The organism is Mesorhizobium sp. 10J20-29 (assembly GCF_054130485.1).
The window spans coordinates 3,305,106-3,326,189 of record NZ_CP199156.1; the positions used below are offsets into that span (position 1 = coordinate 3,305,106).

A 21,084-nucleotide genomic window follows, 5' to 3' on the forward strand; every position below is an offset into this window, starting at 1 on the left:
TTGGTTCTATGGATTTGATGCGTCCCTCTATCAAACGTGCTCGCTCTCGGCTGGCGTCAGTGCTCTTGCGGAGCTATCTTCGAGCCGAAGCCCGACGTGGCACTTGTTTTGTGGTGTGCGGCTATCCTAAGAGCGGAACCACTTGGGTAACTCAACTAATTGGACAGGTTTCGGGACTCACCTATCACCAGAACAATGTTCGCTTCCGTACGTGCGGCGTAGTTCTGCATACGCACAGCACATTGTTTGAAGGCAGAGCCCGCGTTCTCTATGTCGTGCGGGATCCTAGGGAAACAATCTGTTCTGCAGCTCGTGCAATGAGAGCGGCAGGGAGAAGTGACGTCTTCAGCTCCAATGGTCGCATTGACGACGAATTCGTCAGGTTCGCCATTACAAGATTGCCTGGCGCCAGGCATAGCCTACGCAACCATCTACAGCGGTGTATCACCGCGGGTTGGTATTACGTTCGATTTGAGGATCTGAAAGCGGACACGACGGGTTGCGTGTCGCGAATCGTTGATCACTATGGCTTCGGGGCTACCGAAGACAGCATACGCTCTGCGGTGGAGCGCTTTGACTTTAGCTCACTCAAACGGCGGAACATTTCCAGTCCCTTTCTCGCGCAGAGCTCAGTCTCATCTTGGACTGGCCTGTTAACGAAAAATGCCCTCGACATATTGCGGAGTCATTGTGCTGATCAAGCTGAGGCTTTTGGATATACAATTGAGTCTGATTAGATCGGATATTTTCGTTCCAAGAAAGTCCGGGTGACGATGCGCGTTTTGATAATGTGTGGATCATTGTCGCGACGTGCAGGTGGGCTATTCTGGTCGGTTAGACGGTTATCCCAGACGCTATCAGGCCTTGGATTGGATATTCATGTCCTGGGACTCCGCGATCCGGATACTGATCGAGACCTAGCGCTGTGGGAACCGCTTTCACCGGTGGTGGTTAGACCACTCGGCCTTACCAGCGTGGGATATGCCCCGGCGATCCAACGCGAGATCGATCGTATCGGCCCCGATATCGTGCATCAACATGGGATATGGCAGTATTTCTCACGTCAGACGTCGAGTTGGGCTGCGGCGGGCGGTAGGGTAATGATTTCACCCAGGGGAATGCTGGACCCTTGGGCGATCGGCAACAGCCGTCTGAGAAAAAGGCTCGCTTGGGTCTCATATGAACACACCAACCTGCGCCGTGCCGCATGTCTACATGCATTGAATAAATCAGAGGCAGAAGCGATTCGGGCTGTTCTGCCAAAAGCGAATATTGCAATTATACCCAACGGGGTTGATGGATGTCTACTGTCGCGCCTTCCTAAGTTTGCTAGTCAGCAACCGCGACTACTTTTTCTGGGGCGGATACATCCGAAAAAGGGAATTCTTGAATTCCTTGATAACTGGAATGAAATTTGCCGATCACTCACTCGTCCGTGGATACTGCGGATTGCGGGACCAGATGAGTGCGGACACCGAGAGGTTCTCCACCGAAAGGTCGAAAAGTTGGGACTTGGCGACCGGGTAGAATTTGTAGGTCCGGTTTATGGCGCGGAGAAGCAGCGTGAACTGCGCGAGGCCACAGCGTTTGTGTTGCCATCAAAATCTGAAGGATTACCGATGGCGATCTTGGAGGCATGGGCGGCGGGACTGCCTGTCCTTATGACACGGGCGTGCAATCTGCCTGAGGGCTTCGAAGCAGGTGCTGCAGTTGAAATCGACGACAATGCGGCACATCTTCGCGCCACGCTCGAGCGCAGCGATTTGGCGGAGATGGGGATACGCGGGAATAGGCTTGTAGCGAGCCGATTTGGCTGGCCAATCATCGCACGGGATCACATATCGGTCTACGAAAGTATGCTCGCCAACTCCTGAACACACGTACGCCCTGTGACACAATTTATTTGATTCATGGTCTCCACGCGAACGGACTTGTCGTGCTTCGAACTGACGTACGAGTGAGTTGAAACCCAAACTGTCGAGGTCTTGGATGAGACGCGCATTCTATAAAACTGCAGAAGCGATAACTCGAATGCTCGACAAAAGTCCAAGATTTCGCAAGATTTACTTCGATAGTCAAGCGCCCGGATCAATATTGCTTGCGCGAACGAACGAAGGCCTTTTCCTAGTTAACACTTCAGACAAAGCGATTGGGAGAAATAGCTACATCAATCGACGGGCCTTTGATTTCGATAAGTTCGAGAAACTGATGAGTATACTCCCTATGGAAACCCGACGTACGACGCTGGTCGACGTCGGGGCAAACTTAGGTAGCATCTCTATTTCCGCTCTTAATAGAGGTTATTTTCGAAACGCCATAGCGATCGAACCAGAGCCCGAGAACTTCCGATTGTTGTCGTCAAATGTTGCAATTAATGAGCTGAGCGACCGTTTCACGTTATTTAATCTCGCGGCTGGGGAAACTGACGATGAGCACCTTGCCTTCGAAGTGAGCGACAGAAACTTTGGTGATCATAGGGTGAGGACGTCCACTAGTGCCGGGAGGTTCGACGAGGACCAAAGGAAGGTGATAAAGGTCCGGTCGGCTCGTCTTGATAAAATACTTGATGGCGTTGATTCTTCTGAAGTCTTCTTGTGGATTGACACGCAGGGGTTCGAGGGCGCAGTGCTGGCTGGTGCCGAGAGGCTGTTGTTGGCCAAAGTGCCAGTATGTCTCGAGTTTTGGCCTTATGGTTTGCGACGATCCGGAGGGTTGCCTAAGCTTCTGGCGGCGCTGAAGCATGCGCACTATTCAACAATGATAAATTTAGACCAACCAAATATAGAGGAGGAATTTAACGTAGATAAGATAGACGAGCTTTTTATGAAATTGGTCGACGGCACTAAGTTCGTGGATATAGTGCTGGTCTGACCGGGGTACGACATGCAGTTGTTTCAACTGAAGATCACAAGCTACAGCGTCTTCAAAGCCGCGCTTGGACATCTGACTCAATGGCGGCCGAAGAATGATTGATGTCATTACTAACCGGACAAGCCGAAATTGGAGTCGAAGTGAACAGTTTGGCAGAGTCCTTTGGGCAATCGCGCGTCCGCTATTTGCATTGAGCCCGCGCCCGCTATGGGTTTGGCGGCGGTTCCTATTGCGTCTGTTCGGGGCGACCATTGGGCAGGGCGTCCATATTCATCCGACAGCTCGGATTTCCATCCCGTGGAACTTGACCCTCGGGAGCTATTGCGCGGTGGGGGACCGGGTAATTCTTTATGCACTGGGACCAATCAAGATTGGGGTCCGAGCGACGGTCTCGCAAGGAGCGCATTTATGCGCCGGAACGCACAATTGGCGAAACGTTGAGATGCCTCTCATGAAACTGCCGATTGAAATCGGTGATGAAGCTTGGATTTGCGCTGACGCGTTTATCGGTCCGGCAGTAATAGTCGGAAGCGGAGCAATTGTGGGAGCTCGGGCTGTCGTGATGAAGAATGTCCAATCCGGAGTAATCGTTGCAGGGAATCCGGCGAAGCAGATTGGCAAGAGATGGACATGAAGGACCAAGGGTCGCTTACCGGCGGCCTTAGCCGCCGCACAACAGACCTTGGAGAATTGAATGTGAGAGGCATCGATTTCTCATTAAAGAATGTGTCAATGTAATGGGTCCCCATCCTAGCCAGTTGACTGTTTCCCAGGCGCTCACGCTAGTTAAGCGTCCACGTTCCCGGAGATAGTGTTGATAGAAAATGCACAATAAAGAATCTCTCTTGGCGGTAACAGTTGCGATACCGGTGAAGAACGAGGAGGTAAATCTCGATCTTTGTCTGCGACGCTTGTCCCGATTCGCTGAGGTCGTTGTTATTGACAGTGCATCAACGGATAGGACGCGTGAAATTGCCCAAAAGTTCGGTGTGCGTATTGTTGATTTTGTTTGGGACGGGAAGTTCCCAAAAAAGAGAAACTGGTTTCTTCTCAATGAAATGCCAACTCAACCTTGGGTGCTTTTTTTGGATGCTGATGAATTTGTCGACGACAGGTTCTGTGATGCGCTGGCAGATTCTCTGAGCGGTGGGCGAGCTGACGCCTACTGGCTGAACTATTCTAATTGGTTTCTTGGCCGCAAGTTGAACCACGGCGTACCACAGCAAAAGCTGGCGCTGTTTCGCGTGGGTGCCGGCCTGTATGAGCGAATCGATGAGGATCGATGGAGTTGCCTCGATATGGAGGTCCACGAACATCCGATTATCCGCGGTAATACCGGAATCATTGGCGTCCCCATCGAACATCGTGACTACAAAGGGCTCGCACAATTTCTTGATAAGCACCGCAGTTACGCAATGTGGGAAGCCCGTCGCTACGCACTTCTCGCCCGGTCACCAGAAGACTGGAATCATCTCACGCGTCGTCAGAAGTTAAAATACCGTAATATAGATAAGGCCTGGTACCCCTGGTTCTATTTTATTTTTTCCTACTTTTTTAGGGCGGGATTTCTCGACGGATCCGCGGGATTTAACTATGCGATTTATAAGGCGTGGTACTTTCAAACCGTTCGGCTAATAATACAGGAGCGGGAGAAAGTGTCTGAGTAAGGAGAGGATCTTTTCTGTCCGCCAGTTTTCGGCCTGTGACTTGGGTGACCTAGAATTATTGGCCTCTCACGAACGTCTTCTGAGCGAGTAGCTAGACCATGGGCTCGGCAAGACTGACTCATCTCGACCGTCTTGAAGCCGAGGCGATCCATATCTTTCGCGAGGTGGCGGCGACTTTTTCCAAGCCGGTCATGCTCTACTCGGTCGGCAAGGATTCCTCGGTGCTGATGCACCTGGCGATGAAGGCTTTCTATCCCGCGAAGCCGCCGTTTCCCTTCCTGCATGTCGACACGACGTGGAAGTTCCGCGAGATGATCGAGTTTCGCGATGCGATGGCCGAGAAGCTCGGCTTCGACCTCTTGGTCCACATCAACGAGGACGGCGTGCGTGACGGCATTGGCCCGTTCACGCATGGGTCGAACACCCATACTCACGTGATGAAAACGGTCGGCCTGCGCCAGGCTCTCGACAAACACGGCTTCGACGCGGCCTTTGGCGGCGCCCGGCGCGACGAGGAGAAGTCGCGCGCCAAGGAGCGCATCTTCTCGTTCCGCGACGCGCAGCATGTCTGGGACCCGAAGAACCAGCGGCCGGAAATGTGGAAGATCTACAACACCCGGGTCGCCAAGGGTGAATCGATCCGCGTCTTCCCGCTCTCCAACTGGACCGAGCTCGATATCTGGCAGTACATCCTGCAGGAGGACATCCCGATCGTGCCGCTCTACTTCGCCAAGGAGCGGCCGGTGGTAGAGCGCGACGGCATGCTGATCATGCGCGACGACGAGCGCATGGAGCTGAAGCCGGGTGAGACATTGCAGAACCGCATGGTCCGCTTCAGGACGCTCGGCTGCTATCCGCTGACCGGCGCGATAGATTCTGACGCCGATACGCTGGAAGGCATTGTCAGCGAAATGCTGACCGCCCGCACCTCCGAGCGACAGGGACGCATGATCGATCGCGATGAGTCCGGCTCCATGGAAAAGAAGAAGCGCGAAGGGTATTTCTGACATGCGCCACAGCACGGCCAAGAGCATCGAGGCGGTCGAGAGCGTCCGCGAATACCTAGCCGGGCAGGAGCGCAAGTCGCTGCTGCGGTTTCTGACCTGCGGCTCTGTCGACGACGGCAAGTCGACCCTGATCGGCAGGCTGCTTTCGGACACCAAGCAGATATTCGAGGATCAGCTGGCGACGCTGGAGCGCGATTCCAAGAAGCACGGCACGACCGGCGAGGATGTCGATTTCGCATTGCTGGTCGACGGGCTTGAGGCGGAGCGCGAGCAGGGCATCACCATTGACGTGGCCTACCGCTTCTTTGCCACGCCGAAGCGCAAGTTCATCGTCGCCGACACGCCGGGGCACGAGCAGTACACGCGCAACATGGCAACCGGCGCCTCGACGGCCGATCTCGCCATCGTGCTGGTCGACGCCAGGCAGGGCGTGCTGGCGCAGACCAGGCGCCATTCGATCATCGCCTCGCTGCTCGGCATCCGCCATATCGTGCTGGCGATCAACAAGATCGACCTCGTCGATTTCGATCAGGCGGTGTTCGATCGGATCGTCGCCGACTATGCCGGCTTCGCCAAGGATCTCGGCTTCGCGTCCATCGCGCCGATCCCGATGTCGGCGCGCTATGGCGACAATGTCGCGCGCCGCTCGGAGCGGATCGGCTGGTATTCGGGGCCGACACTGGTCGATCATCTAGAGACAGTGGTGGTCGACGACATCGCAGTGGAAGGACCGTTCCGCTTTCCGGTGCAATATGTGAATCGTCCCAATCTCGATTTTCGCGGTTTTGCCGGCACCATCGCCTCGGGCTCGGTCTCCCAAGGCGACGAGGTGGTCGTGGCGAAGTCCGGCAAAGGCTCGCGTATCAAGCGCATCGTCGCGCAGGGCGGCGACCTGGCGAGCGCCGTCGCCGGCCAGGCGGTGACGCTGGTGCTGGCCGACGAGGTCGAGATCTCGCGCGGCAACATGCTAGTGGCGCCGAATGCCCGGCCGCATGTCGCCGACCAGTTCGCGGCCAACCTCGTCTGGTTCAACGAGCACGCGCTGCTGCCCGGCCGCTCCTACATTCTGCGCACCGAGACCGACCAGGCGAGCGCTACGGTGACGGAGCTGAAGTGCCGCATCAACGTCAACAATTTCGCCCGCGAGGCCGCCAAGTCGCTGGAGATGAACGAGGTCGGCATCTGCAACATCTCGGTGCAGTCGCCAATCGCCTTCGACAGCTTTGCCGACAACCGGGCGACCGGCGCCTTCATCCTGATCGACCGGATCAGCAATGCAACGGTTGGCGCCGGCATGATCCTGCATCCGCTGCGGCGCGCCGACAATATCCACTGGCAGTCGCTCGACGTCGACAAGAAGGAGCGCGCGCTGGCCAAGAACCAGCGGCCGGCGGTGTTCTGGTTCACCGGCCTGTCGGGCTCGGGCAAGTCGACCATCGCCAACCTTCTGGAGAAGAAGCTGCACGCGTCTGGCCGCCACACCTACATACTGGACGGCGACAATGTCCGGCACGGTCTGAACCGCGATCTCGGCTTCACCGACGAGGACCGCGTCGAAAACATCCGCCGTGTTGCCGAGGTGGCGAAGTTGATGGCCGATGCCGGCCTGATCGTCATCGTCTCCTTCATCTCGCCCTTCCGGGCAGAGCGGCGAATGGCGCGCGACCTGTTGCCGAAGGCCGAATTCGTCGAGGTATTCGTCGATACGCCCTTCGAGGAATGCGCCAAGCGCGACCCCAAGGGTCTCTATGCGCAGGCACTGGCCGGCAAGCTGAAAAACTTCACGGGTGTGGATTCTCCGTACGAAGCGCCGGAAGCACCGGAAATCCATCTCGAAACGCTCGGCAAGTCGCCCGAAATGATGGTAGAACTCCTCGACGAGTGGCTGATCGAACGCGACCGTATGGAACAGCAGTATGAAGAAGGCGGCGGCATCTGACGACGCGGCGATCCTCGGGGTCTTCGAAGACCTGGCGCTGAACGCCGGCCGAAAGGTCATGGAAGTCTTCCATGCCGGCTGCGCGGTCGATCGAATCGGGTAGAGTTACAATCAACCAGTGAACGTCAGTGTCCTCAACGTAATTTGCAGTAGCGCTTGTCGATCAAATAAACCTCATCATAAGTAGTCGTCAGAATTCGATCCCGCGTGTTTAAGTGCTGCACCTGCAGGCATCGTGAAGGTCTCATATAAAGAATCTGCGATAGTGAATCCTGCGGTTTGCCAGCGATCCACCGTCAATCGTGCGATTCTCAAAATCAGCCGTGCAAGCTATCGGGAACATGTGATCCCGCCGGAGTCTAACACCATGCCGCCTATTTCAGACAGCCGTAAGCGCATTCTCGTGACAGGCGGAGCCGGCTTCCTCGGCTCGCACCTGATCGACCGCCTGCTCGACCAGGGCCACGAGGTGATCTGCGTCGACAACCTGTTTTCCTCGACCAAGCGCAACATCGACCATCTGCACGCCAATCCGCGCTTCGAGTTCATGCGCCATGACGTCTGCTTCCCGCTCTACGTCGAGGTTGACGAGATCTACAATCTCGCCTGTCCGGCCTCGCCCATCCACTACCAGCACGACCCCATCCAGACGCTGAAGACGTCGGTGCACGGCGCCATCAACATGCTCGGTCTCGCCAAGCGGCTGAAGTGCCCGATCCTGCAGGCCTCGACCAGCGAGGTCTATGGCGACCCGGTGATCCACCCGCAGACGGAGGACTATTGGGGCAACGTCAACCCGATCGGCCCGCGCTCCTGCTATGACGAGGGCAAGCGCGCCGCCGAGACGCTGTTCTTCGACTATCACCGCCAGCATGCCCTGCCGGTCAAGGTGGCGCGAATCTTCAACACCTACGGCCCGCGCATGCACCGCCAGGACGGCCGCGTCGTGTCGAACTTCATCGTCCAGGCGCTGCTGGGCCAGCCGATCACCATCTATGGCGACGGCAGCCAGACGCGCTCCTTCTGCTATGTCGACGACCTGCTCGACGGACTGATGCGGCTGATGGTGAGCCCGCCCGACGTGACCGGACCGATCAATATCGGCAACACGCGCGAATACACGATCCTGCAACTGGCCGAGATGATCGTCGAGATCACCGGCTCCAGGTCCGAGATCGTGCGCCTGCCGATCCCGCAGGACGACCCGCGCCAGCGCCAGCCCGACATCACCAAGGCGCGCGAAGTGCTCGGCTGGGAGCCGACCGTGCCGGCGCAACAGGGTCTCGAGCGCACGGTTGCCTACTTCCGCACGTTGTTAGGGGTCGATCTGGGATTTAGGGTGGCATCGCTTCGATATTGCAAAGTACATGCGCTGCGAACACAGTCAGGTACAGATCCTCACGCTAGAGAGTGACGTCAGTCCCAAATGTGTAGATCAGCATTTTCAACGTATCGAGCGACCACGTTGATCGACTTCCAGCCTCCAGCACGCATAATTGTCAGCATCCCGAAGCCATTGGACATGAGATCCTGTGCTGCACCGACGCGCATGGAATGACCCGACAATTGCCGTACCGCGTCGCTGTCCAAGCCTGCCTTCTTAGCCATCGACTTCAGGACACGCGCGACCGTGTATGGATTAAGTGACCTGGGAACTACCGATCCATGATAGATCGGACGGAACAATGGACCTTCGTGGATTTCTGCGGCGTTCAGCCATCGGCGGAGCGCCTGCAGTCCGGCCGTTGATAGAGATGCGGTTCTACCCGATCCGAATGGGTCGTTTTTAGCTCGTCTAACAAGCATGATCGGCTTGCCGCGTGCACTTTCCTGCATGTCTTCAACGCGCAAGGCTACAAGTTCGGAGCGCCGACAAAGCGTGTCATAGGCGACCGCGATCATTGCTCGATTGCGAAGGCCAACAAGATCGGTGTCACTTGCTTGTAGGACAATCTCGCGGAGGTCTTCAGTCAGGCCAAGCGCCTGCTTCGGCCGCGACAGTTTGCTCCTTCGAACGCGTCGTACAGCGATCGAGACATCCTCCGTATCTATCGGATTATCCAGCCTGCACAGGCGGTGGATTTTGCGGATACCGCAAAGCTTTCGTTTGATAGTGGACGTAGCGTAGCCGGGGGCAATCGAAGCGATGTACGCTGCAACTATCTCTGGCGTCGCAGGAAGAAAGCCGTGGCCATTGTTCTCGCACCACCGTTCAAAAGTTTCGAAGTCGGACCGATATGATCGTAGCGTATGAGGCGAGTATGCGCCTTCAAGCCGAGATATTTGGACACGCCAGTCACGCTCGAATGGTTGCGCTTCTTGTCCACCGAGAGCATTATGATCAAGACAGGTACCGAAGGTATCCATAATGGTACAAGTAGTACCGAATCAGTGTGAAGTCAATGATTACTGCACAACAAATACGGGCAGCCCGCGCGGCGCTTAGATGGTCAGCTGCTGAGTTGTCAGAGGCAGCCAATGTAGGCATTCAAACTATCAAGCGGTTCGAAAAGGTCGATGGCATCCCCGCAAGCAGGTCATCGACACTTAACGATGTCCAGCGGGCACTTGAAGCTGCGGGTATCGAATTCGTCGGTACGCCAGACGACGGTCCCGGGATCAGGCTTCGTCGCCCTTAGACGATCGGGTGTTTGATACTGCTTGGTCTCTTTGCGATCGTGACCGGCAGCGGTTTCGGATTGGTACGCGGTCCGGGTCCCCAGTGGTGTCGACGCCGATCCACCATCAAAGCAGAATCAGCCTTCATCCCCCTATTCAGTCCGATCCTAGACGCCTGCTCAGAACCCAAGACTCTCACGCGCGCCAAAGGCGAGAGGGGCAATGGAAGGCAATGTCGGACGACTTTAGCCAGGTTCTCGACCAGTTCACGCCGACAGGCTGTTCAAACCCCTTCAAAGCGGCAGGCATCATCAGACTAGGTAGGAAGCGCACTAGACGGCCGAAAGAATGACGGCCGCGTGGTCAGATGTCGCCTGCCCATCCGTTTGGGGGCCATTGGCCATTATTGAGGTCAACCTCCGCGTAGTCGAAGGATCTGGAACATAAATGCTACAGCTCGGGGTTCGGACTCATAACCAGTAGCTGACGGTTGCGGCGATACAGACTGCTGCGAGGAAGTTCGATGCGAGCCGGTTGTATCGGGTGGCGATGCGTCGGAAGTCCTTGAGCCTGCAGAACATGCGTTTGATGGCGTTTCGATCGCGCTATAGGTAGGGGGAGAAGCCGTTCTTCCACCTCCTGTTTGCCTTCGGCGGAATGTTGGCGAACGCACCGCGCTGCCAGACTTGGCGACGAATGGCATCGCTGTGGTAGCCCTTGTCCGCATTCAGAAGCGATGTTGATGGCCTCCGGTCAATAGGAAGGCGACGGGCCTGCACAGCCCGTCGGTCAGGGCGTGGATCTTGGTGGTGCGTCCACCGCGCGATCTGCCGATGGCCTGGTTGAGTTCCCCCTTTTCCCCCGGCCGCACTGCGATGGGCACGGACTGCCGAGGAGTCGATGAGCAGCTGCGCCGGTGGTCCGCCAGCATTGGCCAAGGCATCGAATATGCCGCTCCAGATGCCTTTGGCGGCCCAGCACTCGAAGCGGTTGTAGAGCGTCTTCCTCGGGCGGTAGAGGGTAGGGTCGTCGACCCAGCGTCCACCGCTCTTGATGACATGGATGATGCCGCTGATCACGCGCCGGTCATCCACGCGCGGCCTACCGCGAGTGTCGGTCGGAAGATGCGGTCTAAGCTTCGCGAACTGCACGTCTGTCAGCCAGAGATGGTCTCGATTCATCACACTCCTCCTTTCGGAGAAGGTGAATCACATCAGGCCAATTCTGGGAATCCCTTTATGGGTCTGGACCCTCACCTTGGCCCCAGGATGGCCAAATCGAAAGCAGCGAGCAGAGGTAGCGTTTCATGCCCCTAGATCGTCAATAGGACGTGCTCTGACCCTCGGAAGCCGTAATCCGATTGCCGATCAAAATGTCACAATAAGGGATTCCAGGCAGTACCTTTGTCAGATTTGTCTCTGAACTGCTCGACAGTAAGCTTTGCGTCCTCAGGGTGGCGCTTCAGCAAAACCTGAGCGTGTTCTTCTCTACCAGTTTCCTTTAGTCTTGCTAGATAGCGCCCCAGCTCCCCGCGACAGTGGAACGGCCCTCCTTCGCGAAGAACGGTCATCAGCGGATCAACATCTGTGTCACTCGTGAGCATCATTTGTAGTTGCCAGTCGCAAAGAAAGCGCGCGGCTTGTGCGACCAGATCTGGCCTTGAGGTAGACAGATCCTGTCTTTCGTAGGGATCTTGCGTGAGGTCAAACAGGAGCCAAGGAGCGAAATCCTTGTATCCATCGTGATAAGTGATCAGACAGAGATATCGCGTACCTTGGGCGTTGAACCTAATACCTCGCTGACAGGCCCATGCACCTTGACTTGTCACAAGGAAGTCTCTTCCCGTCTTACTTCCATTACGCCAGTCTTCCGCGAACGAACGTCCATCCCATCCAACGGGAACCTGACCACCGGATAGCTCGATCAAGGTTGCTGCCAAGTCAATTTGGTAGTGCAATCCGTGATCTACCGCGTTTGGTTTGCTTTGACCGGGCATCCTTACAACCATCGGCACATGGCAGGTAGGGTGATCGGCAGTATGGTGGTCTGCCCAAACACCCAACTCGCCAAGGTTCTCACCATGGTCCGCACCAATCATGACGATTGTTTTATCGTAGAGGTTGCTGCTCTTCAGTTTATCAATCAGCTTCCCAATCCAAAAGTCAGCGAAGAATATTCCAGTATCATATCCGTCGATCCAGGCCTTAGCTTCGACTAGAGACGAGATCGGCACCGGCGCGCGGGGATACTGTCCCTCAAAATTGAAGCCGTCGAAACCGTTGGGTTCTTGAATAGAGTGAGGACCGTAGCCGCGAGAAGCGGCCTCAAACCAGTTCTGGTCGAGCCACTCCGGTCCGGGTTCATTAGCGAAGGGATCGCCAAATTCCTCCGGCACGCGATAGGGAGTGTGCGGATCCCAGAGATTGACGTGAAGAAACCAGCTCTCTCTTGAGCTGCTACGGCGGTCGATCCAGTCAATTGCCGTTCTGACAACCGTGTCAGCGCTTTCCATCCCGCCGAGACCAGGGTTCATCACTTCATTAAATCCGGCATACCAATGCCAGGCCGAATGACGTTCTCCAAACGAGGAAACGGTTGCAGTGTGAAAGCCCAAATCACGGAATGCCCGCATCCAACCTTCATTGAGGAAAGCATCATAGAAACCTCGGTTGGTGCCTTGATTGAAGGGGGCCGCAGCCGTTCCGCCGTGGCCGACGACTCCAGTTCGGAAGCCAAAACGCCCCGACCACAGTGCCGTGCGCGACGGGAGGCAGGGTGCATCCGAGATGTATACGTTGGAGAAGACAGTCCCTTCTTTGGCAAGAGCGTCTATATTAGGCGACGTGTTGCGCGCGTACCCGTAGCAACCAAGATGATCTGCACGCAGGCTGTCTATATCAATATAAATGATATTCATCGGGACCTATTTCCGCGAGTGCGATTTAGAATGCATCAGTTCAATCGGACTCCGGTTTCCTTGTCGAAAAGAGATGCGCGCATTGCGTCGAAACCCATTTCGAAGACGTCAGGCATTCCGGTGGACTTCGACGTCGGAATTCGCATCGACCAGCGCTTCCCATAGACTTCGACCCAAATCAGCGTATCAGGACCCATGGACTCACTCATTATGGTCTTTGCCGGTAAACTGCGGCCTTGCGGATCAATATTGTCGATCGGGTACAGTTCTTCCGGTCGTACGCCCAGTACGACAGAGTCGTTTTCCGTGAAGTCCGCGGAACCGCCGTCTGGGAAAAGTGATATCGGTCTGGAAGCACCAGTGGCCAGAAAGCGACCTTCGATATCCAGTTTTCCTTCGATGAAGTTCATCGAAGGGGATCCCACGAACCCCGCAACGAAGAGCGTAGCAGGGCTGTCATATATGGTCTGTGGCTTGTCGTATTGCTCAATGCGACCGGCGTGCATAACCGCTACTCGGTCAGCCATCGTTAGCGCCTCGATCTGGTCGTGAGTGACATAAATTATGGTCGGGCGCATATCGATGTGCAGTTTCTTCAGCTCCACGCGAGTCTCGGCACGCAGCTTTGCATCAAGGTTCGAAAGCGGCTCGTCGAAGAGCCATACATCCGAGCGGCGCACAAGCGCTCGGCCGATAGCAATACGCTGCCTCTGTCCTCCTGAGAGTTCTGAGGGCTTCCGATCTAGGAGTGCTTCGATCTGGAGGAGTTGAGCCACACTGGCGATCCTCTTTTCTATTTCATCCCTTGGCGTCTTTTGCACCTTGAGACCGAAAGACAAATTGCCTCTCACGGTCATTGTGGGAAATAGGGCATAAGATTGGAAGACCATCGCCAGACCGCGGTCGGCTGGCTCCAGATCGGTTACGTCCTTACCCCCGATAAACACTGCGCCGCTCTCAAGATTTTCGAGCCCAGCGATAATATTTAGCAATGTAGATTTTCCACAACCCGATGGCCCGAGGAGAACGACGAACTCACCTTTCGTCACCTTGAGATATATTTCCTTCAGTACCGTCGCAGTGCCGTACTTCTTTGTGACCCTCTCTACTTCAACGCCCGACATGCGCTTCAACCTTTCACAGCTCCAGCAGCTATTCCCTGAACAAAGTAACGTCCGGACAAGAAGTATACTATCAAGGGTGGCAACGCGGTAATCAGCGTCGCCGCCATGTTCACGTTTAGGGATGATGCGCCGCGCGTATTGTTCACGATATTATTGAGCTGGACGGTCATTGGCGCACTATCCTTACCAGCAAATATGAAGCCGAGAAGGTACTCATTCCAAATCGCCGTAAACTGGAGAAGCCCCACCACGATGAGTATGTTCTTCGATAGCGGCAGCATGATCGACCAGAACGTCCGCAGGAAGCCAGCGCCTTCCATACGTGCGGCATTCGTCAGTTCTTTGGATACTCCGACATAGAAATTTCGGAACAACAGCGATGTAAATGGAAGACCAAAAATTATGTGGACGGCTACAATGCCCCAGTAGTTCCCGAACAGTTGAAAAAAGCTAAGGATCTTGACCGTAGGATAGAGCATCGCTTGATAGGGGATGAAAAGTCCGATCATCACCATGAAAAGAACAATGTTGGCTGTCCTCGACCTCCATTGCGACAGTGCGAATCCGTTGACTGCACCGAGAAGGCAAGAGGAAACCACTGCAGGAACGGTGATCGCGACTGAGTTGACAAAGCCCGGACGCACCCCATCGCAGTCGAGTCCTGTGCATGCCGAGGACCAAGCTTCACGCCATGCATCCAAAGTTGGCTTGCTTGGGAAGCCAAGCAACATACCTTGGCGTATTTCCTCCATAGGCTTCACTGAATTGAGGACGATGAGCATTACGGGAAGAAGGAAGTAGATCGCTACCGCGACCAGAAATATGTATTTGCCCCACAATTCGACAGTTCTCCGCGAATTCGCGCGCGCTGACTTGAAGCGTCGCGCTGGAATTATCAATTCCGGAGTGAATGTCATCGTGACCGCCTTTTGAGTTCAGAATAAAAATAAGGCGAGATCAGAGCTATCACTATGAGAAACATGACAATTGACGCTGCGGAGGCGAGGCCGATATTCGCCCTGCTGAAGAAATGATCGACGGCGAACTTCGCAGGCAAGTCCGACGAAACGCCGGGCCCTCCCCGGGTCAGAGAAACTACAAGGTCGTACGATCGAATGACGTCGGAGGCTAGAAGTATGAAACAGGACCCAATCATTGGACTGAGAGAAGGCAGCACGACCTGGCAGTATCCGCGCCAGTAGGGGATCCCCTCGACGCGAATTGCGCGCCATAACTCGGTTTCAACTCCCCGCAGACCAGCTAACATGATGACCATCACGAACCCGATCGAATGCCAGGTCGCCCCTATGACCAGGGCGTATACGGCCATGTCATGGCTACCTAGCCAATCGAAGGTAAAGGTCTCCCAGCCGAGATCCCGAACGATCTGCTGTATCCCTGCCGTCGGTTCGAGCAGCCATCTCCATGCTAGGCCTGTGACAATTAGCGATACGGCATATGGATAGAGAAACACCGTTCGAAAAAAAGATTCCGCACGGATTTTTCGGTCTAGAAGCACAGCAAGGAAGATACCAAGCAGCAGTGATATCAGAATGTAGAGGCTACCGAATATGATCATGTTCACGACGGCAATCTGCCAACGTGGTGTGTACCAGAGTCGGATGTATTGATCGAAACCAACAAATTCGAAACTGGGAAGCAGCTTTGAACCGGTGAACGAAAGAACCACCGTCCAAACCAAGGACCCGAAAAAGAAAACACCGATGATGACAAAGAAAAACGTGGCGAAAATAGACGGCCGGTAACTACCTTTGCGGAGGAAAGTCACTGCGCCACTATCCTCTTGTCACCTCAAACTTCGAAACAATCATGCGTTTCACATGGACTGATAAATTGTGGTCAGTTCGGCGGTCGCGTCCTCGGCAGTCATGGTTTTATCGCTCCAAAAGCGGCCGAGAAGGTCCATCAGCTGCCCCCTGCTATCTGAGGTGTACGTCACCCACAATGAAGGCAGAGCATTCTCATCGCTGGTCAGCGCCTCACTAGCGATGGCCCCACAATAGTCGAGCTTTTCGCGACTGATGTCAGTAAGTCCAGGCACAGACCCCTTCTTCACTGCCATATTGACCGAGACCTCTGGATTCATGATCAGTTGCGCCAAAATGTTCTGCGCGTCCCGTTCAGAAGCATCATCTGTCGTGGGGAAGGTCATTACGTCAACCACGAAGACGTAGGCTGAGTTCTCCGCAGGCGCCAAAAAGCAGCCGAAATCCTTATTCGGAACGCGGCCCGCCGCGCTGAACTCGCCTTTCGCCCAATCACCCATGAGCTGCATTCCCGCTCTATCCGTCGCAACCATGGAGGTAGTCTCATTCCAGGATCGGCCTGGACTCCCTTTATCCGCGTAACCGGACAACTTCCTCAACATCTCGAATGCCTCAGTCACCTTTGGCGACTTTGTTGCGTCAGCATTGAGATCCACGAACAAATCTCGATACAAATCGGCCCCGCCTAGACCTAGCATTATGTTCACCCATAGGTAGGAGATCTGCCAAGGTTCGCCGCCGATGGCGACGCCCACATATCCCGCTTCCTCGATCTTGTCGGCTGCAGCGAAGAATTCGTCCCAGGTGGCCGGTTCCTGCAAATCCAGTTGATCGAAAATTTTCTTTGAATACCAGATCCAGTTGTCCCCGTGCGTGCCCATCGGAAGCGACACGAGGTGGCCGTCAGTTTCCAAATATTTCCAAATCGGGCCAGGAATCTGAGAGGACCAATTACCGTCTGCCGCTAGATCATCAAGCGATCGAAGCATGCCAGAATTATAAAGCTCGTCGATGGTATCACCCGGCACGAGAAGGACTGCCGAGGGTGCATCACCACCGGCGATGCGACTGACAGTTGCGGCAACAGCCCCATCGTAATTTGCGGCAGCACTGTCGATCCACTTTCCACCTTTCGCTTTGAAGGCATCGGCCAGCACATTCATTGCGGCCGACTCGCTGGGAGTTGTCCAATAGTGGACAACGTCGGCTTCCTGAGCGAAAGCCGTTGCCGAAAAGGCCAGGATCCCGGCCGCCGCAAATTTGATTGATCTACAATATGACACGGTTCAACCCTCCCTCTAGAAGTGCGGCCATATGACCATTTGCACCCCAATGTAACGCTCAGCCACGTTGGTCTGTCAAGAAGTCACTATCCGTTTTTGTCATTTTTTGGAACATCGTCTAGAATTTCGATCAAATTTATATCCTGCCTTGTCATTTGCTCTATAGGCAGGGATCGTGAAGACCCGCGAGCCGGATCGGTCCGCTGGTGCAAGCCACTTGCGGGTCTAGGGAGTTGAATGCGGCTGGAAGCGCAGCGAGTTCAGACTTCAAGAGTATTGCAACTCGTCTTCGCTCGTCCTCGTCTCCAATGTTCGCGGTGGCAATCTCACTCGGCCCTCCATCGCGGTACTTCGCTGGACTGCAGCCGAGCCTTTCCTTGAACTTCGAAAAGAAATGCGTTGGGTTCGCATATCCGACATTCATCATGACGTCGGCTACGTTAGCGTCGGTATTGCGAAGCAGCCAAGCTGCGCGATCGAGCCTTAGGTTCTGGACATAATCTTGAAATCCGATTCCGATGTGCCTTTTGAACTGTCGCGACAGATGGCTCACCGAAAGTTCGTATTCAACGGCAAGCGATGCAAGGTTCGCGCCGGGAACTTCGGCCTCCCGGACCCTTTTCATGATTTCAAGGACGCGTTCCCTGCCCTCTGGGCGGGAGACCCTTCCATCCTCGATTTTGTCTTCGACATCAATGACTTGCATAATGTAGTACGCAAGTATGTGACCGAAGATACTATTGGAGAACGTTTCGTTTTCGGCCTGAGCAGGGGTTAGGATGATCCTCGCGATGAGCGCTCTGATCGGTGCAACAATCCTGTCGAATGCTTGCCCGTGTAGAAAGCTCTTGCACCTGAAGCGGCGCGTCGAAAACCCCGCCAATCCGCTTCGTTCGAAATACTCCGCATCCAGATGTATGCCATAGACGACCGCGTCAGAGCTCCAGGCCCGTGAGTCGTGAATGTCGTTGGCATTTATCAGCATCACGTCACCGGCGCTCATCTCGCAGATCTGACCCGAAACGCTCAGCCTAACTTGACCGCGAAGAATGCAGATAATTTCGACCTCTCTATGCCAGTGAAACGGAATAAATCGCTGGCCATGGAGAAACACACGGAAAGGCACGTTCGGCTCTAGCGCGACTTCCTGTCGTGAGTATTCCATGTTTGCCAGGATGTCCGGCGTAGCTACGAACTGGTTCATAAATTTCGCCTCGTGTTTCGCCTTTTTGAACTCTTCTTCGGTGATTGGAAAAAGTCAACAAATGATATAGTCTTGGTCATCCGCGAACCGTTGCCAAGCGAATGCCTCCGCCACCGCAGTCTGAGAAAGTAGGATGTTCTATGAGTTTTGACCTGACCGACAGGGACGTGTCCACCATGGTCCTTGAAATGTCCGACGAAGAGAAGGTTGACCTTCTGTCCGGGAGCGGCCTTTGGCACACAACGATAAACTACCGTCTCAATATTCCCGAAACAACCATGACCGACGGAACGTACGGCGTCAGGTACTCGGAAGCGCAGATCGACCATCGCGACGAGCAGGGCACCGGCCTGAAACAATTTCTTGAACTCTTGAACCGACGTCCCAACGAAGGTGACACAGAACCGTTCGGCACGACGAAACCGGCGACATGCTTCCCCAACGGTAGCTGCATTGCCTGTTCGTGGGATGGAGAGCTGTTGTACCAGCTTGGTGCCGCACTCGCTCATGAATGTCACTCCCTTGGCGTGAACCTCCTGCTTGGCCCAGGCACCAATATCCGACGGACGCCACTTGCCGGCAGAAGTTATGAATATTTTTCGGAGGACCCCGTCGTCAGCGGGGAACTTTCCGCTCAGGTGATCCTCGGATTGCAAGACAACGGAGTCGGCGCGTCTCTAAAGCACTTCGCCTGCAACAACTCAGAAATTGAGCGCACCACGATGAGTTCGGACGTAGATATGCGGGCGTTGCGAGAAATTTATCTGGCTGGTTTTGAAAGAGCGATCGACAAAGGTCGGCCTTGGACGGTGATGAGCTCATACAATCGCATCAATGGAGTTCAAGCAGCCAACAACCGCTGGTTGTTGACGGAAGTGCTTCGTGAAGAATGGGGGTACAACGGGTTGGTCGTGTCGGATTGGTATGCCATCAAGGATCGGCCTGCGTCTCTACTTGCCGGCAACGATCTCGATATGCCGGAAAGCCCAAAGCGAAAAGGGTCGCTCCTAGCTGCAATTAAGGGGGGCACAGTTCCCGAGGATATCGTGAACGCTTCTTGTCGCCGTATGCTGAAATACATCAGCCTTGCGAAAATGGCCGAGCGTCGCGGCGTGAAGATCGATTTTGATGAGCATCATAAGATAGCTCAACATATGGCTTCAGAGTCGATCGTGCTTCTAAAAAATGATCTCCGCACGCTGCCCCTAGTCGGCGATTGTGCCCGCAAAATACTTGTCGTTGGTAAGGGCGCTGTGAACCCGACAATTCAGGGATCCGGCTCTGCGACGACTAGACCGACGCGTGTCGACATACCGATGGACGAACTTCGATTGGTCTTTCCTGCGGGGACAAGCCTAACCTATTGTCAAGGCATTGGCGAAGGTAGTGGAACGAACGAAGAGCTAATCAGAAGCGCCGCAGATTCGGATTCGGTCATCGTCTTCGCATGCACCGATATCCAGTCAGATGGAGAGGGAGCGGACCGCACCCATCTCAATCTCGCAGATGGTTTCGATACCTTGATTTCAGCTCTTGCGAAGCTTCCTTGCAGAGTCATCGTCGTCGTTACCTCACCCGATGCAGTAGAGATGCCTTGGGCTCAAGATGTCGATGCTATTTTAGCCACCTTCTTCCCAGGTCAAGGTGGCGGACAAGCTATCGCAAGTATTCTCGTCGGGCAAACCAACCCGTCAGGCAAATTGACAGTCTCATTTCCGTTGAGGCTTGAAGACGTTCCGGCATTTCACACTTACCCCGGGGAAAACGGGAGACACTTGTATGCCGAAGGGATCTTCGTAGGTTACCGAAGCTATGATCTCAGGAAAATGCAGGTCAGGTTCCCTTTTGGGCACGGCCTCAGCTACACTTCGTTTAAATACTCAGAGCTCACCGCTGATCGGAAAAAAGTCGTCTGCGGTGAGCCGGTTACTCTTACCTTTTCCGTGACCAACACGGGACAGGTTCCGGGAAAAGAGATCGTCCAGGTCTATATTCGTCCGGTCGGGCCTGGGTTGAAACGGCCTGTCAGGGAACTAAAAGGATTTCGAAAAGTGTCTCTAGAAGTAGGTGAAACCCGATCGCTCTCAGTTCAGCTTGACACTAGGGATTTCCAATATTTCGATACCGCCGTGGATCGTTGGGTATTGCGAAGTGATGCGTTTGTCGTCGAGATCGCGGCATCGTCGCGGGATGTTCGAGGAGAAATTTACCTGGATTGCGAATCTGACAAAGGCTCGTTCCCAATGATTTATGCAGATACGCAGCCAGCTATCATAGCAAGGGATCCGGCTGCCCAAGAGTTCATTCTCAACTTTCTCGAACATCAGCTGAACATCGAGAGGCCCGAAGCGGAGACTATTTTTGGACATTGTACCGACTCTTTTCTTGGGTTGGCAGATACGCTGAATTGGTTTCTAGGCGACGCTGTCGACGAAGACGCCGTCGTTCAAGCGATATCCCAGTTGAATGCGAAACGCGGATTCTCGGGGCTAAATTAGGGCCCGAACTCATAACCAGTAGCTGACGGTTGCGGCGATACAGACTGCTGCGAGGAAGTTCGATGCGAGGCGGTCGTATCGGGTGGCGATGCGTCGGACAGGGATAGAAGCAAGCCCCTCTTGTGGGCGACCAAATTCAGCCGTCCACGTCTTTTTCGGCAATCTGCA

The 21,084-nt window shown here is 54.8% G+C and carries 17 protein-coding genes and 2 pseudogenes; 10 read left to right on the forward strand and 9 right to left on the reverse strand.

What is annotated here, in order from left to right; genetic code table 11:
* The first annotated feature begins 17 nt into the window (after positions 1–17).
* From ACT2BZ_RS15835 to ACT2BZ_RS15875, 9 genes are all read left to right on the forward strand, one after another.
* A complete protein-coding gene (locus tag ACT2BZ_RS15835) occupies positions 18–737 on the forward strand; it encodes a sulfotransferase domain-containing protein (RefSeq protein WP_457941346.1) in 720 nt (239 codons plus the stop codon).
* A 132-nt stretch (positions 738–869) separates the two neighbouring features.
* On the forward strand, positions 870–1,874 hold the full coding sequence (locus ACT2BZ_RS15840; protein WP_457936089.1) for a glycosyltransferase: 1,005 nt from the start codon (positions 870–872) through the stop codon (positions 1,872–1,874).
* Positions 1,875–2,031: 157 nt separating this feature from the next.
* Complete coding sequence (locus ACT2BZ_RS15845; protein WP_457936090.1) at positions 2,032–2,871, forward strand: FkbM family methyltransferase; 840 nt, start codon at positions 2,032–2,034, stop codon at positions 2,869–2,871.
* A gap of 451 nt (positions 2,872–3,322) precedes the next feature.
* The gene (locus tag ACT2BZ_RS15850) at positions 3,323–3,505 is read left to right on the forward strand and encodes an acyltransferase (RefSeq protein ID WP_457936091.1); all 183 of its coding nucleotides are present in this window, start codon (positions 3,323–3,325) and stop codon (positions 3,503–3,505) included.
* A gap of 190 nt (positions 3,506–3,695) precedes the next feature.
* Positions 3,696–4,538: a glycosyltransferase family 2 protein gene (locus tag ACT2BZ_RS15855; RefSeq protein WP_457936092.1), complete on the forward strand. Its 843-nt coding sequence runs from the start codon at positions 3,696–3,698 to the stop codon at positions 4,536–4,538.
* 98 nt (positions 4,539–4,636) lie between these two features.
* Positions 4,637–5,545 carry a sulfate adenylyltransferase subunit CysD gene (gene cysD / locus ACT2BZ_RS15860; RefSeq protein ID WP_457936093.1) on the forward strand — a complete coding sequence of 303 codons (909 nt, stop codon included), beginning with the start codon at positions 4,637–4,639 and terminating at the stop codon, positions 5,543–5,545.
* A gap of 1 nt (position 5,546) precedes the next feature.
* Complete coding sequence (gene cysN / locus ACT2BZ_RS15865) at positions 5,547–7,484, forward strand: sulfate adenylyltransferase subunit CysN (protein ID WP_457936094.1); 1,938 nt, start codon at positions 5,547–5,549, stop codon at positions 7,482–7,484.
* Positions 7,462–7,587, forward strand: coding sequence for a hypothetical protein (locus tag ACT2BZ_RS15870; protein WP_457936095.1), 126 nt, complete (start codon positions 7,462–7,464; stop codon positions 7,585–7,587). Before cysN ends, ACT2BZ_RS15870 begins: the two co-directional genes overlap by 23 nt.
* Before the next feature lie 264 nt (positions 7,588–7,851).
* A complete protein-coding gene (locus ACT2BZ_RS15875; RefSeq protein ID WP_457936096.1) occupies positions 7,852–8,898 on the forward strand; it encodes a UDP-glucuronic acid decarboxylase family protein in 1,047 nt (348 codons plus the stop codon).
* A gap of 2 nt (positions 8,899–8,900) precedes the next feature.
* On the opposite strand, the gene ACT2BZ_RS15880 is transcribed toward ACT2BZ_RS15875, so the two are convergent.
* The 8 genes and pseudogenes from ACT2BZ_RS15880 to ACT2BZ_RS15915 form a co-directional block, all read right to left on the reverse strand.
* Positions 8,901–9,851, reverse strand: coding sequence for a site-specific integrase (locus ACT2BZ_RS15880; protein WP_457936097.1), 951 nt, complete (start codon positions 9,849–9,851; stop codon positions 8,901–8,903).
* 722 nt (positions 9,852–10,573) lie between these two features.
* A pseudogene (locus ACT2BZ_RS15885) lies at positions 10,574–11,284 on the reverse strand (IS5 family transposase).
* A 194-nt stretch (positions 11,285–11,478) separates the two neighbouring features.
* Positions 11,479–13,020, reverse strand: coding sequence for a sulfatase family protein (locus tag ACT2BZ_RS15890; protein ID WP_457936098.1), 1,542 nt, complete (start codon positions 13,018–13,020; stop codon positions 11,479–11,481).
* A 35-nt stretch (positions 13,021–13,055) separates the two neighbouring features.
* Complete coding sequence (locus tag ACT2BZ_RS15895; RefSeq protein WP_457941348.1) at positions 13,056–14,144, reverse strand: ABC transporter ATP-binding protein; 1,089 nt, start codon at positions 14,142–14,144, stop codon at positions 13,056–13,058.
* A 5-nt stretch (positions 14,145–14,149) separates the two neighbouring features.
* Complete coding sequence (locus ACT2BZ_RS15900) at positions 14,150–15,061, reverse strand: carbohydrate ABC transporter permease (protein WP_457936099.1); 912 nt, start codon at positions 15,059–15,061, stop codon at positions 14,150–14,152.
* On the reverse strand, positions 15,058–15,933 hold the full coding sequence (locus tag ACT2BZ_RS15905; RefSeq protein WP_457936100.1) for a carbohydrate ABC transporter permease: 876 nt from the start codon (positions 15,931–15,933) through the stop codon (positions 15,058–15,060). Before ACT2BZ_RS15905 ends, ACT2BZ_RS15900 begins: the two co-directional genes overlap by 4 nt.
* A 48-nt stretch (positions 15,934–15,981) precedes the next feature.
* A complete protein-coding gene (locus tag ACT2BZ_RS15910; protein WP_457936101.1) occupies positions 15,982–17,094 on the reverse strand; it encodes an ABC transporter substrate-binding protein in 1,113 nt (370 codons plus the stop codon).
* 280 nt (positions 17,095–17,374) lie between these two features.
* Positions 17,375–18,418 carry an AraC family transcriptional regulator gene (locus tag ACT2BZ_RS15915; protein ID WP_457936102.1) on the reverse strand — a complete coding sequence of 348 codons (1,044 nt, stop codon included), beginning with the start codon at positions 18,416–18,418 and terminating at the stop codon, positions 17,375–17,377.
* A 140-nt stretch (positions 18,419–18,558) separates the two neighbouring features.
* Between ACT2BZ_RS15915 and ACT2BZ_RS15920 the strand changes: the two genes are divergently transcribed.
* The gene (locus ACT2BZ_RS15920) at positions 18,559–20,916 is read left to right on the forward strand and encodes a beta-glucosidase (RefSeq protein WP_457936103.1); all 2,358 of its coding nucleotides are present in this window, start codon (positions 18,559–18,561) and stop codon (positions 20,914–20,916) included.
* Between the two features lie 9 nt (positions 20,917–20,925).
* On the opposite strand, the pseudogene ACT2BZ_RS15925 reads toward ACT2BZ_RS15920, so the two are convergent.
* A pseudogene (locus tag ACT2BZ_RS15925) lies at positions 20,926–21,012 on the reverse strand (IS5/IS1182 family transposase); the annotation flags it as partial.
* Positions 21,013–21,084: the final 72 nt, after the last annotated feature.